Annotated in this window: 19 protein-coding genes; 9 read left to right on the top strand and 10 right to left on the bottom strand. The window is 63.4% G+C overall.

Features of this window, described 5'->3' with window-relative positions; genetic code table 11:
* Window position 1: 1 nt before the first annotated feature.
* The 10 genes from fliM to KI797_RS05855 form a co-directional block, all read right to left on the bottom strand.
* On the bottom strand, window positions 2-1,072 hold the full coding sequence (gene fliM, locus KI797_RS05900; protein ID WP_042650084.1) for a flagellar motor switch protein FliM: 1,071 nt from the start codon (window positions 1,070-1,072) through the stop codon (window positions 2-4).
* A 10-nt stretch (window positions 1,073-1,082) separates the two neighbouring features.
* A complete protein-coding gene (gene fliL / locus KI797_RS05895; protein ID WP_226171999.1) occupies window positions 1,083-1,589 on the bottom strand; it encodes a flagellar basal body-associated protein FliL in 507 nt (168 codons plus the stop codon).
* A 57-nt stretch (window positions 1,590-1,646) separates the two neighbouring features.
* On the bottom strand, window positions 1,647-3,620 hold the full coding sequence (locus KI797_RS05890) for a flagellar hook-length control protein FliK (RefSeq protein WP_226171997.1): 1,974 nt from the start codon (window positions 3,618-3,620) through the stop codon (window positions 1,647-1,649).
* Window positions 3,621-3,710: 90 nt separating this feature from the next.
* On the bottom strand, window positions 3,711-4,151 hold the full coding sequence (gene fliJ / locus KI797_RS05885; protein ID WP_043129023.1) for a flagellar export protein FliJ: 441 nt from the start codon (window positions 4,149-4,151) through the stop codon (window positions 3,711-3,713).
* A 16-nt stretch (window positions 4,152-4,167) separates the two neighbouring features.
* Window positions 4,168-5,499 (bottom strand): flagellar protein export ATPase FliI, encoded by a 1,332-nt coding sequence (gene fliI, locus KI797_RS05880; RefSeq protein ID WP_226171994.1) that lies wholly within the window; start codon window positions 5,497-5,499, stop codon window positions 4,168-4,170.
* Window positions 5,500-5,619: 120 nt separating this feature from the next.
* Window positions 5,620-6,423: a flagellar assembly protein FliH gene (fliH, locus tag KI797_RS05875; protein WP_226171992.1), complete on the bottom strand. Its 804-nt coding sequence runs from the start codon at window positions 6,421-6,423 to the stop codon at window positions 5,620-5,622.
* A 68-nt stretch (window positions 6,424-6,491) separates the two neighbouring features.
* On the bottom strand, window positions 6,492-7,553 hold the full coding sequence (gene fliG, locus KI797_RS05870) for a flagellar motor switch protein FliG (RefSeq protein WP_043129018.1): 1,062 nt from the start codon (window positions 7,551-7,553) through the stop codon (window positions 6,492-6,494).
* Window positions 7,546-9,252 (bottom strand): flagellar basal-body MS-ring/collar protein FliF, encoded by a 1,707-nt coding sequence (gene fliF, locus KI797_RS05865; RefSeq protein ID WP_042650077.1) that lies wholly within the window; start codon window positions 9,250-9,252, stop codon window positions 7,546-7,548. Before fliF ends, fliG begins: the two co-directional genes overlap by 8 nt.
* 55 nt (window positions 9,253-9,307) lie before the next feature.
* Complete coding sequence (fliE, locus tag KI797_RS05860) at window positions 9,308-9,625, bottom strand: flagellar hook-basal body complex protein FliE (protein WP_042650076.1); 318 nt, start codon at window positions 9,623-9,625, stop codon at window positions 9,308-9,310.
* 204 nt (window positions 9,626-9,829) lie between these two features.
* Complete coding sequence (locus tag KI797_RS05855; RefSeq protein ID WP_226171990.1) at window positions 9,830-10,606, bottom strand: lipid-binding SYLF domain-containing protein; 777 nt, start codon at window positions 10,604-10,606, stop codon at window positions 9,830-9,832.
* 339 nt (window positions 10,607-10,945) lie between these two features.
* Between KI797_RS05855 and rimO the strand changes: the two genes are divergently transcribed.
* The 9 genes from rimO to KI797_RS05810 all read left to right on the top strand — a co-directional run bounded on the left by rimO (window position 10,946) and on the right by KI797_RS05810 (window position 23,255).
* Window positions 10,946-12,274 (top strand): 30S ribosomal protein S12 methylthiotransferase RimO, encoded by a 1,329-nt coding sequence (gene rimO, locus KI797_RS05850; protein ID WP_226171988.1) that lies wholly within the window; start codon window positions 10,946-10,948, stop codon window positions 12,272-12,274.
* Window positions 12,275-12,834: 560 nt separating this feature from the next.
* Complete coding sequence (locus tag KI797_RS05845) at window positions 12,835-14,517, top strand: ABC transporter substrate-binding protein (protein WP_041205282.1); 1,683 nt, start codon at window positions 12,835-12,837, stop codon at window positions 14,515-14,517.
* A gap of 118 nt (window positions 14,518-14,635) precedes the next feature.
* Window positions 14,636-15,619, top strand: a complete 984-nt coding sequence (locus KI797_RS05840; RefSeq protein WP_042648440.1) for an ABC transporter permease — start codon at window positions 14,636-14,638, stop codon at window positions 15,617-15,619.
* A gap of 1 nt (window position 15,620) precedes the next feature.
* On the top strand, window positions 15,621-16,535 hold the full coding sequence (locus KI797_RS05835) for an ABC transporter permease (protein WP_042648441.1): 915 nt from the start codon (window positions 15,621-15,623) through the stop codon (window positions 16,533-16,535).
* Window positions 16,532-17,554, top strand: coding sequence for an ABC transporter ATP-binding protein (locus KI797_RS05830; protein WP_226171986.1), 1,023 nt, complete (start codon window positions 16,532-16,534; stop codon window positions 17,552-17,554). The genes KI797_RS05835 and KI797_RS05830 overlap by 4 nt, the downstream gene beginning before the upstream one ends.
* A gap of 11 nt (window positions 17,555-17,565) precedes the next feature.
* A complete protein-coding gene (locus KI797_RS05825) occupies window positions 17,566-18,558 on the top strand; it encodes an ABC transporter ATP-binding protein (protein WP_226171983.1) in 993 nt (330 codons plus the stop codon).
* Window positions 18,559-18,658: 100 nt separating this feature from the next.
* The gene (locus tag KI797_RS05820; protein ID WP_226171981.1) at window positions 18,659-20,374 is read left to right on the top strand and encodes a glycoside hydrolase family 9 protein; all 1,716 of its coding nucleotides are present in this window, start codon (window positions 18,659-18,661) and stop codon (window positions 20,372-20,374) included.
* A complete protein-coding gene (locus KI797_RS05815; RefSeq protein WP_226171978.1) occupies window positions 20,367-21,239 on the top strand; it encodes a BadF/BadG/BcrA/BcrD ATPase family protein in 873 nt (290 codons plus the stop codon). The genes KI797_RS05820 and KI797_RS05815 overlap by 8 nt, the downstream gene beginning before the upstream one ends.
* Window positions 21,240-21,389: 150 nt before the next feature.
* A complete protein-coding gene (locus tag KI797_RS05810; RefSeq protein WP_226171975.1) occupies window positions 21,390-23,255 on the top strand; it encodes a beta-N-acetylhexosaminidase in 1,866 nt (621 codons plus the stop codon).
* Window positions 23,256-23,405 lie beyond the last annotated feature (150 nt).

Below are 23,405 nucleotides of genomic sequence, written 5' to 3'. Positions count from 1 at the left end.
ATTAGGGCTGTTTATCGGCGATGCTGCGTTCGAGCTCTTCCAGCTCGGCCTCGCCATCGATGCGCACGCCCCCCCGGGTCACCAGATGCATCTCTGTCTTGACTCCGTCAGGGCGCTTGATTTTATCCACTATCTTGAGCGCCACGTTCTCCTTGGTGCGCCCCATCTTGGCGTGGAAGGTGGGCAGGTCCTCCACGAAGACCAGCAGGTTCTCCGGCATCTCCACCGGGATGATGTCGCCCGGTTGCAGCTCCATCAGCTCGCGCAGGGTCAGCTCCGTCTCCAGCAGCTTGGCCTTGAGCTCCACCTTGACGTCCATGATCTCGTCGCGCAGGGCCTTGCTCCAGCGCACGTCGGTGTCCCCCTTGTCGCTCTGCACCCCGGCATCGAGCAACTCGCGGATGGGTTCGAGCATGGAGTAGGGCATGGCCACGTGAAAGTCGCCGCCGCCGCCGTCCAGCTCGATGTGGAAAGAGCTCACCACTATCACCTCGGTGGGACTGACGATGTTCGCCATGGCCGGGTTCACCTCCGAGTCGAGGTATTCGAAGCCCACGTCCATCACCGGCGCCCAGGCATCCTTGTAGTCCTCGAACACCAGCTTGAGCAGCATCTGGATGATACGCCGCTCGGTGGGGGTAAACTCGCGCCCCTCGATCTTGGCGTGGTAGCGGCCGTCGCCGCCGAAGAAGTTCTCCACCAGGATGAAGACGAGGCGCGCTTCCATGGTGATGAGTGCCGTGCCCTTGAGGGGGCGGAAGCGCACCATGTTCAGGCTGGTCGGCACGAACAGGGTGTGCACGTACTCGCCGAACTTGAGCATCTGCACGCCGTTGATCGACACCTCTGCGGTGCGTCTCATCATGTTGAACAGGCTGATGCGCATGTGACGGGCGAATCGCTCGTTCACCAGCTCCAGGGTCGGCATGCGGCCACGGACGATGCGGTCCTGGGAGGAGAAGTCAAACTGGGCGATACCGGGATCCCCGGCCGCCCCTAGCTCTTCCTCTTCGACATCATCGACACCGTGCAGCAGGGCATCAATTTCGTCCTGACTTAACAGATCGCTCACGCTTCACCTTTCATTGCATGACAAAGCCGGTAAACAGCACTTGTTCGATTACGGGGGAAGAGACCAGATCCTTCAGGACCCGGCGACACTCTTCCAATGAATCCTGACGCAGCTTCTCCTTGCCCTCGAAGGTCATCAGCTGCTCGGCGGTGGCCGCGCTGAAGACCCGCAGCAGGGTCCCTTCGATCAGGGGAATATTCTGTTTGGCCAGGGTCTCGTCAGCGGCCCCGCGCACCATCAGCTGGATCTTGATCTGCACCAGCCGATCCCGTTGCCCGCCCGCCACGTTGAACACGAAGGGGCGCGGCATGCCCACATAGAGGGAGGGCTGGGGCGCACTGGCTTCGGGCTTGGCCTCGGCCGTGTCGGCCGCCGGCTCGTCCGAACCGGAAAACATGAACCAGGCACCGGCTCCGCCGCCACCCAGAAGGATGACGACCAGGGCGACTATCATGATCAGCTTCTTTTTCTTGGCCGCCGCCGGGTCCTTCAGCGTCAGTTCGTTATCGTCTGCCATCCCTTGTCCACCCTAGTCTCAAACTTGTTCGGTATCATAAACTTACTCGGGCAGGCATCAAGCATAGAAATCAATTCCGGCATCGTTTGTCGATTCCACCAGCAGACTCAGGGTGCGGGTCGCATGTTCCCCCTCCCCCTGGCCGTTGCCGCCAAAGGAACCGTTCCCCTGCTGACCCCGTTGCTCCTGACCATTGAAGGTGGACTGACCCTGGGATTGTTGCTGTGATGGCTGCCCCTGGTGCTGCGCCTGTTGCTGTACCTGAGTCTGGCCAAGCTGTATCCCCTGCCCTGCCAGCATATCTCTGAGCCTCGGCATGGCCTGCTCCAGCATCTCCCGGGTCTGGCCATGCTGCACCACGAAGTGGACATTGGCCTGGCTATCCGCCCCCATCTGGATCTGGATCTTCATCTTGCCAAGGCCCAGGGGGTCTAGCTGGATCTCTGCCTGCTGCAGCTTGTCCGCCAGCATCAGGTTCACCTTCTGGTGCAACTGGGCCGGTGCCTCCGGGGTGGCCAGCTTGAGGTGCGGCAGGCTCTGGGGTTCCCGCCGCGCGCTCACCTCGGCCGCCGACTTGCCATCGCTGGTCTGGGTCTGCTGCAGTGGCTGGCTTCCCTCGCTCGGCTCGGTGCCCCCGACTTCCATCCCGAGCTGCTTGCCCAGCTCATCCAGCTTGGATTTCTGCGCCGCTGGCTTGAGTTCCACTGCGGCTCCGACGGCCACCGCGGGTTCGGCCTCCATCTGCTGGATACCGGCCGACAGGGCCGTCAGCGAGGCTTGCGGCCCCTGGGATTCGTGACGCGCCAGCGTCTGCTGGGGCGCCGTCAGCACGGGTTCCGGGTCCGCAGCCCTGGCCAGGGGAGAGGCACTGTGGGCCGCGCCAGCGCTCGCATCGGGTTTGCTCACCCCCGTCGTCTGCGCAGGGCTGGACTCTTGTTCCGGCCGTTCCGGCGCAGCCATGCGAGGCTTGCTGCCATCCTCAGTCGCGGCATCCGTGCTGGCCTCAACGCCATCAGTCACGCCAGCGTCCATCCTGACCAGCCCTTCACCAAAGGCCTTGGCCGCACCGGCCTGAACGGCATGAGGCGTTTGTGCGCCAACACCATTGACCGTGGCCTCCGAGGCCATCTGTTTCTGGGGCTCGCCTGTCACCTGGGCCGCTGCGCTCCGTGGCTCGGTGGCTTGTGAGGTGGCGACCACCTTGGCCAGCAGGGCGGCGCGCTCTTCGCCAGACAAGGGGAGCACCGTCGGTTTCGATGATGCAGGCTCGGGATCGACCGGCGTGCCTGCATCCACGGCTGCATCTTCCAGCTGGTTTATCGGCTGGGCGTTGGCGGAGGCAGCGTCTTCCAGCCGGCTTATCGGCAGGGTATTGGCGGAGGCAGCGTCTTCCGGCCGGCTTATCGGCAGGGTGTTGGCGGTGGCGGCGATGGCCTGAGCCCCCTTGCCGGGTTCATTCGTACTGTTTTCCTTGTCCGCAAGAGCGGACACCTGGGTGCTATTCCCCTCGCCCGCTTGTTGCAACAGCGCCTGCTGTGTGGCGATCTCTCGCCCTGCAGCGCCCGGTGTCGGGGCAGGCTTGCCGCCGTCGGTCAACGACGGTGACTCGGGCGGCAAGTCATTGCCGTCGGTGGCCACGGGCAGTGCCTGCGTCATTGGAGCGGCGGCAGGCAGAGTCAGGCTGGTGTCCTGGCGCAGGGAGGCCTGCAGCTGCTGCAGAAAATCGTCGGGGGGAAGATCTGTCTCGCTGGTCTTTGCCTTGTCGGCTTTGTGCTGGGTGCTCGAGGTAGCCTCTTCGGCCACCGCCAAAGATTTGGCATCCGGGGCGAGTGCGGTGAGCGCGTCGTCGCTCACGGGAGTGGCGACGGCGCCCTTGTCGACCAGCTGCGCCAGGGCCATGGCATCGGCAAAGGCAGCCTTGCTGTCCCCCTGCAGCGGCTCGGCCCCTTCCTGGGTAAGGCTCGGGAGGGTGATGCCACTGTCGGCAGGGGTGGCCTGAGTCGCGGCCTTGATCAACTGGGTCTGTATCATGCTGGGATCCCTGACGACAATCCGGTGTGGTGGCCGCACGGCCAGCAGGCAGGTGCGGCGTCTTAGCCTGTGTTGGCAATAGAAAGCAAGTTACAGGCCAGAATGGTGATAGCGTCGCAGGATGGCGTAATCGTCCAGCATCTTCTGCTCCTGACGCTGGGCCTTCAGCTGAGCTCGCCCCGCCTGCTTCTCGAGCAGCAGCTCGACCGCCTTGCGCCGCTGCTGGGCTTCGAGCCACTGGGTACGGCACTGGGCCAGCGCCTCGCGCACCTGCAACACCCCCTGGTACTGCTGGGTCGCCGCATTTTCCAGCTTGTTGATGAAGGCGTGATACTGGCTGTTCTGCTGGGGCGTGATCCCCTGCAGGCCGCGATCAGTCCACTGCTGATGGTAGATCTGGCGGTACTGGTTGAGGGCGTTCTGCTGGTCCATGAACAGCTTCAGATCCTGCTGGGCCTTGGCCAACGCCAGAGCGGCCTGCTGTTCGGCCTCCAGCAGTCGGCCTGCCAGCAACGTCAATCCTTTACTCATCGGGGCTCTCCACCGGTCAACGCATCAGTGGCATGGCCACCAGTTGCAGGGATTGCAGGCCTTCATCGTAGTGAATGACCTCGCGCATCTTCTGCTGCAAGAACTGATCCAGGTAGGGTTTCTGGATGATGGCCCGATCGATGCGCGGATCCGATCCCTGGCTGTAGGCGCCTATGGTGATGAGATCCCGGTTTTGCTGATAGAGGGAGTAGAACTGCTTGAAGGTGCGCGCCAGCTCCATGTGCTCCGGGGAGGTCACCATGGGCATGACCCGGCTGATGGATTTTTCGATGTCGATGGCGGGGTAGTGGCCCGCATCCGCCAGCTCCCGCGCCAGCACAATGTGGCCATCGAGAATGGCCCGCGCCGCATCGGCGATGGGATCCTGCAGATCGTCCCCCTCCGTCAGCACGGTGAAAAAGGCCGTGATGGAGCCCTGGCCATCGCTGCCGTTGCCGGCCCGCTCCACCAGCGCCGGCAATTTGGCAAACACCGATGGCGGATAGCCCTTGGTGGCCGGCGGCTCCCCCACCGCCAGCGCGATCTCCCGCTGGGCCTGTGCGTAGCGGGTGAGGGAGTCCATCAGCAGCAGCACGTTGAGCCCCTGCTCGCGGAAATACTCGGCGATGGCGAGCGCGGTCTCGCACCCCTTGAGTCGCATCAGCGGCGAGGCATCGGCAGGGGCGGCCACCACCACGGCGCGCTCGCGCCCCTCGGCGCCGAGGATCTCCTCGATGAACTCCTTCACCTCCCGGCCCCGCTCGCCGATGAGGCCCACCACCACCACGTCCGCCACCGAGCCCCGGGTCATCATGCCGAGCAGCACCGATTTACCGACGCCGGAACCGGCGAACAGCCCCATGCGCTGGCCACGCCCCACGGTGAGCACGGCGTTGATGGCCCGCACCCCCACGTCCATGGGTTGATGGATGGGGCGACGGGCCAGCGGGTTGATGCGATGCTGGGCGAACTGCACCGTCTGGGACGAGATGATGGGGCCGAGCCCGTCCAGGGGCTGGCCGATGCCGTCGATGACCCGGCCAAGCAGGTTCATGCCCACCGGAATGCCGTGATCCTCGGTGACGGGCACCACGCGGGCGCCGGGAATGACCCCCTTGAGCTGCTCGCTCGGCATCAGGAACAGGCGATCGCCGGAGAAGCCCACCACTTCGGCCTCCAGCACGCCATCCTGGGTGTCGATACGGCACAGGGCCCCGATGGCCGCGCGGCAGCCGATGGCCTCCAGGGTCAGTCCGACCACCCGGGTAAGCTTGCCCGCCACCGGCGGTATGGGCGCAAGATCGCGGACCCAATAGCCTTGCAGTCGGCCGAGCAGGGATGCTGTCATCGCACCTCCAGAGGTAAAAGGGAAAGAGGCCGAGACCCGGAGTCAGCCGGCATGGCCACGCCGTCGACAGACGGTACGCAGCAGCGGCACGCACTCCCTATGCCAAACCGGGGAAGAGGGTTAGTCGGCATTGTCACGAAGGAAATTGCGCAGTAACTGATCGATGCGTCCCGCCAGGGTCAGATCGATGCTGGAGAGTTCGGTGGCCAGCTGCAGATCCCCCGGGGAGAGGGTGGGGTCGCTCTGCAGCCGCCAGTGACGCTTGGCACACTCCTCGGCACCGAAGGCCTGCTCGACCCGGGCCACATCGTCCGGGTGCAGCATCAGGGTAACCCCCTGCTCGGCGGCGGGCAGCAGGGCAAGGCCCTGCTTGAGGGCCTCGAGCAACAATTTTGGGGAGGTCTCGGCCTCGTGGCGAATGAGGGCGCGGGCCAGCTGCTGCACCAGGCTGATGAGCTGCTGCTCAACCGCCGCGTCCAGCTCGCTCAGGGGCGTGGCGAGGCGGGCGACGAGCGCTTGCCAGTGGGCAATCTCCTGCTCCACCTGGTCGCGGCCCATGGCAAGCCCCTCTTCACGGCCTTGCTCCAGACCCGCCTGATGGCCCTGCTGCAAGCCTTCCAGCTTGCCCTCTTCGAGCCCCTTGGCAAAACCGGCTGCTCGCCCCTCGGCCAGCCCCTCTTCCCAGGCGGCCTGACGAATCGCCTCCACCTCTTCGGCGGTGATGCTGGGGGTAGGCTCCTCCGGCTGCTCTTCTGGCGGCATCTCGTCCGCCTGCTCCTGGCGATACCAGTCAGGGCCGAGCCCCAGGGCATTGCTCTGGATCTCGGATTCGACCTCCATCTCGGGCCAGCCCCAGGCTTCCACCCGGGTCTCGTCCGCTTCGGGTCTGACATAACCCCGCAGCTTGTTGTTCTTGTTATTCATCTGCGAAAGACACTCCTGGCATGCCGGACGAAAGGGCCGACATCATCGCACATTCCATTGCCCATGGCTTAGAGGAACTCTTCGCCACCGCCCGCCCCCAGCATGATCTCGCCCGCGTCCGCCAGACGGCGCGCCGTGGAGAGGATCTCCTTCTGGGCGGCCTCCACCTCGGAGACCCGGATCGGCCCCATGGCCTCCAGATCGTCCGCCAGCATCTCGGCGGCCCGCTTGGACATGTTCTTGAACACCTTCTCGCGCATCTGGTCATCCGAGCCCTTGAGGGCCCGTTGCAGCAGATCCCCCGGCACTTCCCGCAGCAGGGTCTGGATGCCCCGATCGTCCACATCGATGAGGTTCTCGAACACGAACATCAAGTCCTGGATCTGCTGGCTCATCTCCTCGTCCGACTCGCGGATGGAGTCCATCAGCTGGCCTTCGATGTTGGTGTCCAGGTAGTTCATGATGTTGGCGGCAGCCTTGAGGCCACCCATCTTGGCCGCCTGGGCCCCGGCCGCACCGGCGAACTGCTTCTCCATGATGTCGTTGAGCTCTTGCAGCGCCGCCGGTTGCACCTCTTCGAGGTTGGCGATGCGCATCACCAGATCCAGGCGCACCTGCTCCGGGAACTGGCTCAGGATCTCGGCGGACTGCTCCGGCTCCAGATAGGAGAGGACTATGGTCTGGATCTGCGGGTGTTCATTCTGGATGATGCTGGCCACCTGGCGGGCATCCATCCACTTGAGGGAGTCGAGGCCGCGGGCACCGGATCCCAGGATGATCTGATCCACCAGGTTGCTGGCCTTGTCCTCCCCGAGCGCCGCCACCAGGGCCTTGCGCACGAAGTCTTCACTGCCGATGCCGATATTGGTGTATTTCTGGATGTCGTCGATAAATTGACGATGCACCGCCGCCACCCGGTCGTGACTGAAATCCGACATGGAGGCCATGGACATGCCGAGCCGCTGCACCTGCTTGGGCTCCAGATGACGGAAGATCTGGGCGGCATCCTCCTCGTTGAGGCTCAGCATCAGCACCGCCGCCATCTCCATCCCGCTCATCTGGTCCAGGATCTGGCGCTGGTTATCGGTAATCTCGTTACCGGTGACTTGGTTTTTCTTCTCTTCAGGCATCTCGGTTCGTTACCCATTCTTTGATGACCTGAGCGGCCAGGTCTGGTTCATTCGCTACCAAGGCACGCACGGCCTTGAGCAGGTCCTCGTCACGGTGCAGATCAGGCAGCTTGAGCTGACCATCCCGCAGGCCGAACACCGGCTCGGCCTCGGCCTGGGCCGCCAGCAGGCTCAGCTCGTCGTCGCCACCCAGCACTGTGTGATTGTCGAAGTCCAGCTCCCCTTCCGGCTTGGCATCCGGGTAGAGCAGACGCTTGAGCATGGGCCGCACCACGGTGACGATGAGCACTATGATGACCAGCACCGAGGCGGCGATGCGCACCGCACGCCAGAACCAGGGCTGTTCGTAGATGGGCATGTCGGCCACGGCTTCCAGCTCGGGGCGGTTGAACGGAATGGCGACCACCTCCAGGGTATCCCCCCGGGTCACGTCGAAGCCGAGGCCGCCGCTGAGCAGGCGACGCAAGGTATCGAGTTCGGCCTGGCTGCGGGGCTCGCGGGTGACGGCCCCCTCGGCGCCGGGAGTGGCCTTGTAATCCACCGCCACCGACACTGTCATGCGGCGGATGCCGCCCTGCTGACGCCGGATGTGGCTGACGGTGGTGTCCAGTTCGAAGTTGCGGGTCGCCTCCTTGCGGGAGCGGCCGGAAGAACCGGTTCCCCCTTCCCCGCCAGCGGCCTGTTCGGGAATGTTCGACGCGGCGGGCGGCTGGTTGGTGAGCGCACCGGGTACGCCGCCATTGCTGCCATTGGCGCTGTTCTCTTCCACCGTCATCTCGGAGCGCACGGCGGGCAAGTCCGGATTGTAGGTCTTGCGGGTCTGCTCCTGCTGGGAGAAGTCGAGGGAGAGATCCACTTCCGCCGTGTAGTTGTCGGCCCCCAGCACCGGGATCAGGATGGCGTCAATTTTTTGTTTGTATTCCAGCTCCTGCTTCTGCTGCATCGCAAACTCCTTGCGAGTCTGGGCAGAGAGCGGATCCTGGGAGCCGGAGTTGAGCAGGCGACCGTTCTGATCGGTCACGGTGACGCGGGTAGGCTCCAGGCCGTGGACGGCGGAGGCGACCATGTCGACGATAGAGTCCACCTCCCCCTGGCCCAGCGCAGCCCCTTTCAGGCTCAGCACGACGGTGGCGCTCGGCTTGCGTTCGTTGCGGGCGAACACGTTGTCTTTCGGGATGGCCAGCAGCACCTGGGCCTTGGCGACGTTCTGGAACTGCTCGATGGCGCTCGCCAGCTGGCGCTCGCGGCTCAGTTTCAGCCGCTCGCTCTCCATGCGCTGACTGACGCCGAAGCTGGAGTCCTTGAGCAGGATGGCTTCCCCATCGTTGCTGGCCTCGCTGCTGCTGGCGAGGCCGGCGCGGGTCAGGCGCAGCCGGATGTCTGCATAATTCTCGGCACTGACCAGCACGCTCTTGCCGTCCACCTGATAGGGGATCTTCTGCTGATCCAGATAGTCGAGGGTGGAGACCAGCTCCTGGGTGCTGAAGGTGCCGAGCGGACGCATCTCCGGCTCCTTGCCCCACAGCAGGATGAAGACGGCGATGGCCAGACAGATGGTCAGCCCCAGGATCAGGGTGATCTGCCGCAACACATCGGTGTTGGACAAGAAGCCCAGCGCCGAGCTCTTCTGCTCCTGCTCATCGAGGGCGGCCGCCCCCTCGTTGTTCATCAGCAGATCGCCGTTTGGATCGTTAGCCACGATTTATGTCCTTATTGCTGACATGTTTATGATGCTCGGTCGCCATGGGCCTGAGTTATACCGGCATGTTCATGATGGTCTTGTAGGCATCGACCATTTTGTTACGCACCTGCACCGTCGCCTCGAAGGCGATGGAGGATTTCTGCCCGGCGATCATCACTTCGGAGAGATCCACCGACTTGTCCCCCAGATCGAACCGGGTGCGCAGATCGTTGGCGCTGCCCTGCAGCTCGTTGACGTTGTCGAGGGCCTGCTGCAGCATCTGGCCAAAATCCGAGTTGACCTGACGACCGGGCTGGGTCAGCGGCGTGGCACCGGCTTCGACCCTGAGAGCCTGCATCTCTTGCATCAGGCTGCTTGCGCTTATTTCCATCTTCTCTTCCCAGACAAATCGTTGACACTGGCAAGCCTTAAGCAATTAGAGTGCCAATGCATAAAGATCCTGTACCCCACCTGTGCAACGGGCCATCATGCCGGCAGCAGGGATCCCGGGAAGATGCCCGTCTGCTGGCCGCGCGGCGAGCAGGCGGGCACATGAAAAAGGCCCGCATCGCGGGCCAGGCTCAGATTCCGATCTCTATTGCGTCAGATCCTCGTCGATCCAGTATTTGGATCCCGTGATGCTGACACCGTACAGCAACCCCTTCTCGCCAAGCTGGTAGATGGCCATGCCGCCGTTGTAACCCGAGTCGAGCGACGCGCTCTCCTTGCCGGCGACCACGCCCGCCTCCGAGGTCGCCTCCCAACCCTTGTTCACGAAGTTGTCAAAGGTCTGTTTGGTCTCGAACAACATCACCTGCTGATAGAACTTGCCGCCGAAGCCAGCCGCCATGCCGGCGCCAAACATCTTCATATAGGTGTGTTTGCCATTCGAGCGGTTCACCGCCACCCCGGATCCCTGATTGGTGTGGATCATCAGGGAGAACTTGCGCGAGTCGAACACCGCATAACCATAGGCCTTGTCAAACAGCAGCTTGGCGGAGGGTTGCTCGTTGAACAGCCGCACCAGTGCGGTATCGGCCATGGTATCGAGGGCGGTGCGGGCCTCTGCCGGGGTCTTGGGTTCCAGCATGGTATCGAGCTTCTTGTCGGCGGCCGTCAGCCACTCCTTGCCGGTGGCTGCGCTCTCTTCCGTCCAGGCGCCCGCCTTGTTGTAGGCATCGGCCCCCCAGGTGGAGACAGACTCCCAGGTCGCCTTCGAAAAATCGGTGATCCCCTGCCACGCCTCCTTGCCGGTCTCGCTCACCGCAGTGCCAAGCTCGGAGGCCGCTTCCTTCAATTTCGCCCAGTCGGCATGGCTGGGGCTAGATGCAAGTGCCAGGACGGCGGCAATAAACCAGGATCGGCTCTTCATTGTGTGCTCCTTAAATATCGCATCAGCGGACATGTCACCCTATCAGATTTAAGCCAACTCCAAGAAGTCCCGAATGCCTCTCCATTCCGCTCCAGTCAGCAAACACAGACTTCCCATCTCTCCAGTATGGTGTCGCAGCCCTCATCCGGTCTGAGGGAACTGCGGTCCCCGGACGGTCACGACCGCCACCATCATGCACGGCTCCCCTTGTCTGCCGATAGCCGACGGGCCCGACCGTAAATATTGTTCGGCCTGACAACCTCGGTTGTATAGTTTTTGGTTAGCCATTCCGGTAAAATCCGCGCCCTTGAATAAGAGCCACCTAAGAGTGATTGAGCGATGTCCAACACAAAACAGGCCCCCAAAGTAGGATTCGTCTCCTTGGGTTGCCCCAAAAACCTGGTCGATTCCGAGCGCATCCTGACCCAGCTGCGTACCGAAGGGTACGATGTGGTGCCCAGCTATGACGATGCGGAGCTGGTGGTGGTCAACACCTGCGGCTTCATCGACAGCGCGGTACAGGAGTCGCTGGAAGCCATCGGCGAGGCCCTGGCCGAAAACGGCAAGGTGATCGTCACCGGTTGCCTCGGTGCCAAAGAGAACCAGATCCGCGAGATCCACCCCAAGGTGCTCGAGATAACCGGCCCCCACGCCTACGAAGAGGTGCTGGGTCACGTTCACAAGTACGTGGAAAAGCCGACCCACAACCCCTTCACCAGCCTGGTGCCGGCCCACGGCGTCAAGCTGACTCCCCGTCACTACGCCTATCTGAAGATCTCCGAGGGCTGCAACCACCGCTGCACCTTCTGCATCATCCCCTCCATGCGCGGGGATCTGGTGAGCCGTCCCATCGGCGAGGTGCTGGCAGAGGCCAAGCGCCTGAAAGAGGCCGGCGTGAAGGAGATCCTGGTCATCTCCCAGGACACCTCCGCCTACGGCGTGGACGTCAAGCACCGCACCGGTTTCTACGACGGCATGCCGGTCAAGACCAGCATGGTGGCCCTGTGCGAGGAGCTGGCCAAGCTCGACATCTGGGTGCGTCTGCACTACGTCTACCCCTATCCCCACGTGGATGACGTCATCCCGCTGATGCGCGATGGCAAGGTCCTGCCCTACCTCGATATTCCGCTGCAGCACGCCAGCCCGCGCATCCTGAAGCTGATGAAGCGCCCGGGTACCGTCGAGCGCACCCTGGAGCGCATCCAGAAGTGGCGCGAGATCTGCCCCGAAATCACCCTGCGCTCTACCTTCATCGTCGGCTTCCCCGGCGAGACCGAAGAAGAGTTCCAGATGCTGCTGGACTTCATCGACAAGGCGGAGCTGGACCGCGTTGGCTGCTTCAAATACAGCCCGGTCGAGGGTGCCAAGGCCAACGAGCTGCCGGATCCTGTGCCGGAAGACGTCCAGGAAGCGCGTTTCCAGCGCTTCATGGAGCTGCAGCAGCAGGTCTCCGTTCGCAAGCTGGCCCGCAAGGTCGGCAAGGAGATGACGGTGCTGATCGACGAAGTGGACGAAGAGGGCGCCACCGGCCGCTCCTTCGCCGACGCGCCCGAGATCGACGGCCTGGTCTACCTGAACGGTGAAACCGGCCTCAAGCCCGGCGACATGGTCAAGGTCCGCATCGACGAAGCGGACGAGTACGATCTGTGGGCCAGCCTGGTCAACTAATCCGCTAACGGATGTGGCACCCGAAGCCAGTCAGTGAATGCTGACTGGCTTTTTTATTGCCCGTAATTCAGTCGACACGAAAACCCATTGGCATCCAGCGCCGGGTTCTTCTGCCAGAGAGGGACCACCCGCCATCACCCGACGAGCCGGAAGATTCCTCCTTAGTGAGCCAGCGCACAGTTCTGTCCCTCTCCTCGGAGCGCTTGTTTCAAGCTCAAAAAAAAGCCTCTGGACGGGAGGAAAAATGAGCACGATCCACTTCACACTATCGTCTTTGAATTGTCATAAAGGGTGACTTGGTACTTTGTGAGAATTAATGCAACTGTATAATTTAAAAGGATTAAAAATAGAGTTTGACGATAATGACGAGAGGGTGGGAGTTTTTACGATATCGACGAAATGAAGAGTTGTTGTTTTCCTGTTAACTCTGCTTTTCTAGGGGCGTTGGATGACACAACTACAAGGGTGCAAAACCTGACCAACATTGAGGGCCGGTATCCAAGCATGGGATCCGGTGCTCCATTCCAAAACCATGGAAGACCAATAAGAAAGGAAAAAATATGCTTGCCAAAGTATCCAAAATCGCTACCTCAGTCATGCTGGGAACCCTGATGCTCGGTGCCGCCGGCACCGCCATGGCCGCCGAAAACAAGACGGTGCTGACCCTGGTTGCACAGCAGGAAACCGCATGGGTCAAGAACTTCAACCCCTTCCTGCAGGCCGGTCTGCTGCACACCACCCGTCACTTCATCTATGAGCCGCTGGTGATCTTCAACGATATGCAGGGTGGCAAACCCGTCTATCGTCTGGCCACCCACTACGCCTTCAGCGATGATCTGAAATCCGTCACCTTCGATCTGCGTGACGGGGTCAAGTGGTCCGATGGTGAAGCCTTCACCGCCGACGACATTATCTTCTCCTTCAACCTGGTCAAGGCCAACAAGGCGCTGGATGAGCGCTCCATCTGGACTCAAATCAAGGGTGTCGAGAAGCTGGGTGAGCATAAGGTCAAATTCGACCTGGCCGAGGTCAACACCAACGTGGTGAATGACCTGGTGCTGGTGCCCATCGTCCCCGAGCATCAGTGGAAGTCGGTGAAAGACCCGGTTGCCTTCACCAACGACAAGCCGGTCGGCACAGGTCCCTTCACCGAAGTGGACAACTTCTCCGCCCAGCTCTATACCCAGTGCCGCAACCCGCACTACTGGGACAATGCCAACCTCGCCATCGACTGCCTGCGCATGCCGCAGATGGCCACCAACGACCAGGTACTGGCTGCTGTGATGAAGGGTGACGTGGACTGGTTCGGCTCCTTCGTGCCGGACATCGAGCGCCTCTACGTCGGCAACGATCCCAAGAACAACAAGTACTGGTTCCCCGCCTCCGGCACGGTGGCGTTCAACGTCAACTTCCAGAGCAAGAACCCGGGCAATAACGAAGCCTTCAACGACATCAACTTCCGCCGCGCCTTCTCCATGGCGATGGACCGCCAGTCCATGGTGGACATCGCAGGCTACGGCTACCCGACAGTCAACGAATACCCGTCAGGCCTTGGCAAGGCATTCGCCTCCTGGGACAACCCGGACGTCGAGAAGAAATACGGCAAATACAACAAGTTTGACCTGGAAGGTGCCAAGGCACTGCTGAAGGAAGCGGGCTACAAGGACTGTGACGGCGACAAGTTCCTCGACACCCCGAGCTGCAAGAAGATCGAGTTCAAGGTGCTGGTACCGAACGGCTGGACCGACTGGGTCAACACAGTCCAGATCGGGGTCGAAGGCCTGCAGGCTCTGGGCCTGAACGCCAAGACCTCCACCCCGGAAGCCACCGTCTGGACCGAGAACCTGATCACCGGTGACTTCGACGTCGCTCTGCAGGGTTACTTTGCCGGTGCCAACCCGCACAAGTACTTCGAGACCGCCTTCCACTCCCGCAACATGGGTGAGCGCGGCAACCGCTTCGCGGCGCCCCGTTACAAGGATCCTGAGCTCGACAAGCTGATCGATGACTTCACCCAGACCGCCGATGCGGCCAAGCAGAAGGAGATCATGTTTGCCATCCAGGAGCGCGTCGGTGCCAACCAGACCATCATCCCGGTGTTCAACAACCCGACCTGGTACGAATACAGCACCAAGCGCTTCAATGGCTGGTTCAGTGCCGACAACCCGGTCGCCAAGCCGCAGGTACACCCGGACACCCCGGAACGTCTGCTGCACGTGTTGTCACTCAAGCCAAACAGCTAATCACCTCGGCCCCCTGCGGGGGGCCTTTTTTCCCCGCCATGTCTTCCATCCCCCGTCGTTGCCGGGGTTGGGGGAGCTTTGCCCGGCGCGGGGCAGGCTTGCAGTAAAAGGGTTCACCATGGGATTTATACTAAGACGCTTTTCCTTCTATCTGGTCGCCTTCCTGGTGGCCGCCACCATCAACTTCCTGCTGCCCAGAGCCATGCCCGGAGATCCCGTCTCCGTCATGTTCGCCCGGGCCGGCGCCATGATGGAACCTGCCGCCCTCGAGGCCCTCAAGGCCACCTTCGGGTTCGTTGACGGCCCCATCACCACCCAGTTTCTCGCCTATGTGAAGAGTGTCTTCACCTGGGATCTCGGCACCTCGGTGCGCTACTACCCCCAACCGGTCGCCGACGTGCTCGGTCGCGCCATCGGCTGGACCCTGTTCCTGGTGGGTACCTCCACCATTTTGAGCTTCTCCATCGGCTCCATCGTCGGCATCTTCGCCGCCTGGTACCGGGGGGGACGCATGGACAGCATCCTCTCCCCGCTCACCCTGGTGATGCAGGCCATTCCCCCCGTGGTGGTCTCCCTGCTCGCCCTGTTCCTGTTCGGGGTCAGCCTCGGCTGGCTGCCCATCGGCTACGCCTACAGCCCGGAGATCCCCGCCGATTTCGGCTGGGAACACATCAAGAGCATCATGCTGCACGCTATCATGCCGGTGGGCACCCTGGCCATGGTGCAGGTGGGGGGCTTCCTCATCACCATGCGCAACAACATGATCAACCTGCTCGGCGAGGACTACATCACCATGGCCAAGGCCAAGGGACTCTCCAGCAACAGAGTCATCTTCAACTACGGCGCCCGCAACGCCGTGCTGCCCAGCGTCACCGCCCTCTCCATGGCGCTCGGTTTCGTCATCGGCGGCTCCCTCATCACCGAGGTGATCTTCAACTATCCGGGTCTCGGATTGACCCTCTATCAGGGCATCCTGGCCCGCGACTACCCGCTCATTCAGGGGCAACTGCTCATCATGACCATCACCATGCTCAGCTTCAACTTCCTGGCGGACGTGCTCTACGTCTTCCTGGATCCCCGTCTGCGTACAGGAGGCAAATAAGATGCGTATGCCGACCATCCTCAAGATCCTGCTGGGCAACAAGAAGGCGGCCTTTGGCCTCGCCATCGTAGTCACCTTCGTGCTGATGGCCCTGTTTGCCCCGCTGCTCGCCAGCAATGAACCCACCAAGCGGGTCGCCCGCCCCCACCAGCCCCCCAGCATGGAGCTGGTGATGGGCTCCAACCGCATGGGTCACGATCTCTGGGCCCAGTTCACCAGTGGCGCCCGCATCTCCCTCATGGTGGGCTTCGGGGCAGGCCTGCTGGTCTGCGCCCTCGCCATCGGCATCGGCATCACTGCCGGTTACTTCGGCGGCGTGGTGGACGAATGCCTCACCTTCCTGATGAACGTGGTGCTGGTGATCCCCAACCTCCCTTTATTACTGGTGCTCGCGAGCTTTATCGGGGAGGCGTCACCGACGGTGATTGCGCTCATCATAGGCTTTACCTCCTGGGCCTATGGCGCCCGGGTGATCCGTGCCCAGACCCTGGCACTGCGGGAGAAAGAGTTCGTCATCGCCGCCGAGGTACTGGGTGAGCCGGCCTGGCGCATCATTCTGGTGGAGATACTGCCCAACCTCATCTCCATCATAGGGGTGAGCTTCATCGGCTCCATCATCTACGCCATCGTCACCGAGGCGACCCTGGAGTTCCTGGGACTGGGTGATCCGACCGTGGTCAGCTGGGGCATCATGCTCTACAACGCCCAGACCTCCAGCGCCATCCTGGTGGGTGCCTGGTGGGAAATCCTGGCCCCCTGCTTTGCCATCGCCACCCTGGGGGCGGGTCTGGCCATGCTCAACTTCGCCATCGACGAGATAGCCAACCCGCAACTGCGCTCTCACAAGGGTCTGCGCCGCTGGAAACAGCTCGCCGCCCCCGTCACCCCCATTGCCGCCCAGGAGAAGACAGCATGAGCTCGCAACAACCCCTGCTGTCGGTACGCAACCTCTGCGTCGACTACATCACCGAGAGCGGCGACGTGCGCGCCGTCAATTCGGTCAGCTTTGACATCGCCCCCGGCGAAGTCTTCGGCCTCGCCGGCGAGTCCGGCTGCGGCAAGTCCACCGTCGCCTTCTCGGTGGCCCGGCTGCACAAGCCGCCCGCCTACATCAGTGGCGGCGAGATCCTGTTCAAGGGGGAGAACATCCTCGGCTTTGACGACGAGCGGCTGCGCAGCTACCGCTGGCGCCAGGCGAGCGTGGTGTTCCAGTCCGCCATGAATGCGCTCAACCCCGTGCTGCGCATGGAGGAGCAGTTCTGCGACGTGCTCTTGGCACACAACCCCGGCCTGACCCGCTACGAGGCCATCAAGCGCGCCCAGGAGCTGCTGGAGATAGTCGACATCCACCCGAGCCGGCTCAAGGATTACCCGCACCAGTTCTCCGGCGGTATGCGCCAGCGGCTGGTGATCGCCATCGCCATGGCGCTCAACCCCGAGCTCTTGATCATGGATGAGCCCACCACGGCGCTGGATGTGGTGGTGCAGCGGGAGATACTGCAGAAGGTCTACGCCCTCAAGGCAAAGTTCAACTTCTCCATTCTCTTCATCACCCATGACCTCTCGCTCATGGTCGAGTTCTGCGATCGCATCGGCATCATGTATGCGGGGGAGCTGGTGGAGGTGGCGCCGTCCAAGTCAATTCTGACCGCCCCCTTGCACCCCTACACCAAGGGGCTGGGCAACTCCTTCCCCCCCCTGCACGGGCCAAAAACCGTGCTGGAGGGGATCCCCGGCACCCCGCTCAACCTGCTGGAAGTGCCGGTCGGCTGCCGCTTCCAGGCCCGCTGCGGCAAGGTGCACGAACGCTGCCGCCAGGAATATACCCAGCTGGCCGAGATCCGGCCCGGGCAGCAGGCCGCCTGCCACCTCTATGACTCGGCCGAGGAATCCCTGAACCACCCCATCTATCTGGACAAGGCCGCTGGCTGTTAAGGATGTCTGTCATGCAAATCGCCCAAACCGACGCGCCCATCATCGAGGTCCAGCATCTCTACAAGGACTTCGCCGTCAACTCCAATGCCATCAAAAGCGGCAAGATGCGGGCCCTCTCCGACATCACCTTCAACCTGCACCGGGGCCGCGCCCTGGCGGTGGTGGGGGAATCGGGCTCCGGCAAGAGCACCATCGCCAAGATCATCGCCAAGATGTACAAGCTCTCCAACGGCCGCATCCTCTACCGGGGCCGGGATCTGGAAGAGTTCAACAAGGGCACAGCCCTGCTGGACTATCGTCAGAGCGTGCAGATGGTGTGGCAAGACCCGTTCGGTTCGCTCAACCCGACCCACACCATCTACCACCACATCGCCCGTCCCCTGCTGCTGCACAGCAAGGTGCTCGACAAGAAAGATCTGCCTGACATGGTCTATGCCCTGCTGGAAAAAGTGGGGCTGACGCCGGCCAAGGCCACGGCGGCCAAGTATCCCCACCAGCTCTCCGGCGGCCAGCGCCAGCGGGTCAACATCGCCCGCAACCTGGCGGTGGAGGCCGAGGTGGTGCTGGCGGACGAACCCACCTCCATGCTCGACGTCTCCATTCGCATCGGCATCCTCAACCTGATGGAGCAGATGAAGAACGAACTCGGCGTCTCCATGCTCTACATCACCCACGACATCGCCACCGCCCGCTACGTGGCCGAAGATCTGGCGGTGATGTATGTGGGTCACATGGTGGAGTGGGGGGAAGTGGACGAGATACTGCACCACCCCCAGCACCCCTACACCCAGTTGCTCATCTCGGCGGTGCCCGACCCCGAGAAGAGCATTCACGCCGAGCTGGAGGGGGGCCGCAAGGGGGAGATACCGCTCTGGACCCCGGAATCCCATGGCTGCCCCTTCGCCGGTCGCTGCCATCAGGCCATGGCGCGCTGCAAGGAGAGCCTGCCCCCCGTGACCCGGCTTGCCGACAACCACTTCTTGCGCTGCTACCTGCACGAATAAGCCAGCCCCTCGCCGGGGGCGGCCTTCCCGGCCCGCGACACCTTCACCCGGGCCTCCTCGCGAGGCCTCTTCATTGCCCCAGACCAGGGAGTAAAGCTGGATGGAACTCTTGATCAATCAGGTGGGTTACGAGTGTGACGGACACAAGATTGCCCTGCTGCAGACCGCCGCCGATGTGGAGATAAGCGGCCTGGTGCGACTGCGCCGCCTGCATGATGACCGCCTCCTGCTGGAGGTTCCTCTCCAGGCCGCAGGCCAGGTGCCCGGCTGGCAGGGGCGAGCTTATTGGCGCGCCGACTTCTCCGCATTCAAGGAGCCCGGCCACTACCGGCTGGAGGCGATAACAGCCCAAGGCATAGTCCGCTCCACCCGCTTCGCCATAGGCCAGGATCTGCTGACCAGCCGCTGCCTCTCCGATGTCATTCACTACTTCAAGGGGCAGCGCGCCAGCGGCACCTTCGATAGAGCCGACCGCCGCGCCCGCCTGTTTGGCACCGACCAGCACAAGGATGTGCACGGCGGCTGGTTCGATGCCAGCGGCGACATGAGCAAGTACCTGAGCCACCTCTCCTACGCCAACTACCTCAATCCCCAGCAGACCCCATTGGTGGTGTGGAGCCTGCTCAAGAGCCGGGCGCTCCTGGCGACGCGCCACGACATCGACGGGCTGAACCTCTGCAAGCGGCTCAGTGACGAGGGGCTGCACGGGGCGGATTTTCTCTGCCGGATGCAGGATGAGAGCGGCTTCTTCTACATGACCCTGTTCGACAAGTGGAGCAAGGATCCCGAGCAGCGCGAGCTGTGCGCCTACGCCACCCAGCAGGGGCTCAAGTCCAGCGACTGGCAGGCGGGCTTCCGGCAAGGGGGGGGCATGGCCATCGCCGCCCTGGCCCGGGCCGCCCGCGAGCAGACCGGCGGCGACTTTGATACCAGCCACTATGCCGGGGCGGCCAGGCGCGGCTACCTGCACCTGCGCGAACACAACCTCGCCTACCTGGACGATGGTTGCGAGAACATCATCGACGACTACTGCGCCCTGCTGGCGGCGGTCGAGCTGACCCAGACCCTTGGCCGCGACTGGCTCGGGGAGGCAAGGGACCGGGCTGGCAGGCTCTGCGCCCGCCAGCGCCCCCACCCCGAGCTCGGCCACTACTGGAGTGCCAACGACGACGGCTCGCGCCCCTACTACCACGCCGCCGAGGCGGGTCTGCCGGTGCTGGCCCTGCTGGAATACCTGGGAGTCGAGCCGGATCAGGAGCACCGCGCCCGGGTGAGCGCCGTGGTGCAGCAGGCGCTGGCCGCCGAGCTGGCCCTCGCCGCCCGGGCAGGCAACCCCTTCGCCCTGGCCCGCCAATATGTGAAGGGCGTCGACGAAGCCCCCCGCATCAGCTTCTTTATGCCCCACCACAACGAGTCCGGTTACTGGTGGCAGGGCGAGAACGCCCGGCTGGCATCCCTCGCCGCCATGGCCTTCGCCGCAGCCCGTCACTTCCCCCAGCAGAGCCAGCTCCTGACGACGTTCGGCCAGCACCAGCTCGACTGGATCCTCGGGCAAAACCCCTTCAACGCCTGCATGCTGGCGGGGCACGGCATCAACAACCCGAGCTACACCGCTGGTTATCCCAATGCACCCGGGGGGATCTGCAACGGCATCACAGCCGGGTTCGATGACGAGGCTGAGGTGGCTTTCATCCCCGAGGAGTACAAGGAGAGGCTGGATCAAAACTGGCGCTGGGGGGAGCAGTGGATCCCCCACGGCGCCTGGTTCGCCCTGGCCATCAGCTGGCAGAGTGCGCCGGAGGCCCGTCATGATTGAGTACTGGGTCGGGGTCGATGGCGGGGGAACGCACACCCGCGCTCGCATTCGGGACAAAGGGGGCAGAGTGCTGGGAGAGGGACGCGCCGCAGGCTCCAATCTGGAGCTCGGCATCCCCCTCGCCCACGCCAACGTGCTGGCGGCCATCGCCAGCGCCCGGCTGGCCGCCGGGCTTGGCATCGAGTGCGAACAGCAGATGGGGGTAGGGCTGGCGCTCGCCTCTGCCGAGCTGGCCGACTGCTACCACGCCCTGCTTGAGATGCCCTTCCCCTTCGCGAGCGTCAGGCTCACCTCCGACGCCTTCGGCGCCTGCCTCGGCGCCTTTGGCGGCCGTGAGGGGGCCATCCTCATCGCCGGCACAGGATCCGCCGGGCTCATCTATCACCACGGCCGGCTTCATACCTGCTCAGGGCGCGGCTTTCCCATCTCGGATCTCGGCAGCGGCGCCTGGCTGGGGCTGCGCGCCATCCAGCAATCCCTACTCTGCCACGACGGCATACTGCCCCCCAGCCTGCTCGCCGTGCGCCTGCTCGATCACTTCAAGCGGGATCAGGCCGAGGTGGTGCGCTGGGCCGCCCGCGCCATTCCCGCCGACTATGGCCGCTTCGCCCCCTGGGTGTTCGACGCCGCCAGCGACGGGGATGAACTCGCCAACCAGCTGCTGGATGAAACCTGTGCCCAGTTGCAGACCCTGCTGGAGGGCATGGGGCTGCTGGGAGCCGACCGCATCGCCCTGCTGGGCGGCGTCGGCATGCGCCTGGCCCCTCGCCTGGGGCACCTCAACCTGGTTCCCCCGCAAGCCGATGCGCTGGAAGGTGCCATCCTGTTTGCCCAATCGGAGGCCTACCCATGCCTGCATCCTTGAGCCCTGTCGGGTGTGAACGATGCGCTGGAAAGGGCACAACCCCGTTTGCCCAGTCAGAGGCCTACCCATGCCTGCATCCCTGAGCACTGTCCACGCCGAGCCACCTGCGGGAGAGGACCCCATCTTGTTCACCCCATCCGAGGAATACCCATGTCTGCACCCCTGATCCATACCCAGATCGACCGTCGCGACGGTGAAGACGTCTGGTTCCGCTTCACCCTGAGCCAGCTCCCGGCAAGCCCCTGGAAGCTGCACTTCTGCCTGGCTCGCCACATAGATCCCCAGTCGGTGGAAGGGGGATCTCTGGCGCGCCAGAGCGGTAGCTACAAGGTACTGGTACCCCATGAAGGGGTCAGCGAGCTGCGTTTTTGCTGCCGCAACACCCCCATCAAACGCTACTCCGATCTGCCCCAGGGCTTCTTCCTCAGCCTGACGGACGAAGGCGCCCAAGCCCAGCTGCAACCCGTGGTGCAGACGGGCCAGGATCTCGGCCTGCCGCCGAGCCCCGCCGTGACCCCCGATCTGCCCGAGGTGGAGCCCGCCAACGGCATAGTGCCCCAGCCGGCGCACCTGAGACTGCCGGAAGGCAACTTCCGCCTGGCCGAGCGAGCCCATGTCAGCGGCCCAGTCTCCCTCGCTCCCCTGCTGGCCCATTTCAACGAGCTGACGGGGCTCGCCCTGACACAGGATCACGACGCCGAGATCCACCTGGTCGAGGCGCCGCTTACCCCCGAGGGCTATGAACTCACCATCACGCCGGAGGAGATCCGCATCCGGGCCGCCGGCGAGGCGGGCTGGCGCCACGGTCTGGTGACCCTGGCACAGTGGGCCCTGCAACACGGGGAGAGCCTGCCCTGCCTCGAGGTGGAGGATGCACCGCGCTTCGGTTTTCGCGGCATCTTCCTCGACTGCGCCCGCCACTTCCACTCCATCGCCACCCTCAAGCGCCTGCTCAAGCAGATGAGCCTCTACAAGTTCAACCGCTTCCACTGGCACCTGACCGATGACGAGGGTTGGCGCCTCGAGATCAAGGCCTTCCCCCAGCTGACCGAGGTGGCGGCCTGGCGGGGACATGGCCTGGCGGTCGGTCCCCAGCTCAGCGGCGGCCCCGAGCCCTATGGCGGTTACTACACCCAGAGCGAGGTGCGCGAGCTGGTGGCTTACGGCGCCGGGCTCGGCATCACCATCATCCCGGAGATAGACATCCCGGGTCACTGCCACGCGGCCATCAAAGCGCTGCCCGAGCTGCTGCGGGAGGAGGCGGACAGCTCCCGCTACCTCTCGGTGCAATATTTTGACGACAACGTGCTCAACCCGGCCCTGCCCGGCACCTATCGCTTCCTGGAGGCGGTGATCGACGAGGTGTGCGCGCTCTTCCCCGGCACTCAGGTGCACATGGGGGGGGACGAGGTGCCGACCGGAGTCTGGACCGACAGCCCCGCCTGTCAGCAGTTGATGGCAGAGCAGGGCTACTCCGATTGCCGGGAGCTGCAGGGCCACCTGCTGCGCCACTGCCAGCAATACCTGGCGGCCAGGGGCAAGCAGATGCTGGGGTGGGAGGAGATACTGCACGGGGACAAGGTGAGCCGGGACGCCACCATCTTCGCCTGGACCAGCTTCCAGGCGGGGCTGGATGCCGCCTCCGCGGGCTACCCCGTGGTGATGGCCCCGGCCCAGTCTCTCTATCTGGATCTCGCCTGGAGCCCGGACATCCATGAACCCGGGCTCTACTGGGCGGGGACCCTCAATCTGGAGCAGGTCTACCGATGTGATCCTGCACCGGCCGATTTCCATGCCAACGATAACATCCTGGGGGTGCTGAGCCCCTTGTGGTCGGAACTGGTCACCTCTCGCGACCGTCTCGACTACATGTTGTTCCCGCGCATGCTCGCCACGGCCGAGGTGGCCTGGAGCGACCCCGCCCGCAAGGCCTGGGATCACTTCGCCGCCCGCCTGCCCGGCCAGCTGCAGATCCTCGATCAGTTACAGGTGCGTTACCGGGTGCCACAGAGGTAGTGTTGTCTTTCTCTTTTTGGCGACCTTTTGGTCGCCATTTTTTTACCACTAAACAACAGAAATCCAACCTGGCCCCTACTTTTACTCCGCCTTTGTTGGCAAAATAAGGCCCCCGATGAGGCCGGGCAAGACGCACTGCGCCCGGGCCTG

The organism is Aeromonas media, assembly GCF_020423125.1.
In the GTDB taxonomy this organism is placed as follows: Bacteria; Pseudomonadota; Gammaproteobacteria; order Enterobacterales; family Aeromonadaceae; genus Aeromonas; species Aeromonas media.
Note: the sequence above shows the minus strand (reverse complement) of the source record. Positions and strands in the feature narration are given on the sequence as shown.

Excerpts from the sequence above, each read along its gene's own strand:
- fliL (WP_226171999.1), bottom strand. The coding sequence starts at position 1,589 with ATGGCAGACGATAACGAACTGACGCTGAAGGACCCGGCGGCGGCCAAG.
- KI797_RS05890 (WP_226171997.1), bottom strand. The coding sequence starts at position 3,620 with ATGATACAGACCCAGTTGATCAAGGCCGCGACTCAGGCCACCCCTGCC.
- fliJ (WP_043129023.1), bottom strand. The coding sequence starts at position 4,151 with ATGAGTAAAGGATTGACGTTGCTGGCAGGCCGACTGCTGGAGGCCGAA.
- fliI (WP_226171994.1), bottom strand. The coding sequence starts at position 5,499 with ATGACAGCATCCCTGCTCGGCCGACTGCAAGGCTATTGGGTCCGCGAT.
- fliH (WP_226171992.1), bottom strand. The coding sequence starts at position 6,423 with ATGAATAACAAGAACAACAAGCTGCGGGGTTATGTCAGACCCGAAGCG.
- fliG (WP_043129018.1), bottom strand. The coding sequence starts at position 7,553 with ATGCCTGAAGAGAAGAAAAACCAAGTCACCGGTAACGAGATTACCGAT.
- fliE (WP_042650076.1), bottom strand. The coding sequence starts at position 9,625 with ATGGAAATAAGCGCAAGCAGCCTGATGCAAGAGATGCAGGCTCTCAGG.
- KI797_RS05855 (WP_226171990.1), bottom strand. The coding sequence starts at position 10,606 with ATGAAGAGCCGATCCTGGTTTATTGCCGCCGTCCTGGCACTTGCATCT.
- rimO (WP_226171988.1), top strand. The coding sequence starts at position 10,946 with ATGTCCAACACAAAACAGGCCCCCAAAGTAGGATTCGTCTCCTTGGGT.
- KI797_RS05845 (WP_041205282.1), top strand. The coding sequence starts at position 12,835 with ATGCTTGCCAAAGTATCCAAAATCGCTACCTCAGTCATGCTGGGAACC.
- KI797_RS05840 (WP_042648440.1), top strand. The coding sequence starts at position 14,636 with ATGGGATTTATACTAAGACGCTTTTCCTTCTATCTGGTCGCCTTCCTG.
- KI797_RS05835 (WP_042648441.1), top strand. The coding sequence starts at position 15,621 with ATGCGTATGCCGACCATCCTCAAGATCCTGCTGGGCAACAAGAAGGCG.
- KI797_RS05830 (WP_226171986.1), top strand. The coding sequence starts at position 16,532 with ATGAGCTCGCAACAACCCCTGCTGTCGGTACGCAACCTCTGCGTCGAC.
- KI797_RS05825 (WP_226171983.1), top strand. The coding sequence starts at position 17,566 with ATGCAAATCGCCCAAACCGACGCGCCCATCATCGAGGTCCAGCATCTC.
- KI797_RS05820 (WP_226171981.1), top strand. The coding sequence starts at position 18,659 with ATGGAACTCTTGATCAATCAGGTGGGTTACGAGTGTGACGGACACAAG.
- KI797_RS05815 (WP_226171978.1), top strand. The coding sequence starts at position 20,367 with ATGATTGAGTACTGGGTCGGGGTCGATGGCGGGGGAACGCACACCCGC.
- KI797_RS05810 (WP_226171975.1), top strand. The coding sequence starts at position 21,390 with ATGTCTGCACCCCTGATCCATACCCAGATCGACCGTCGCGACGGTGAA.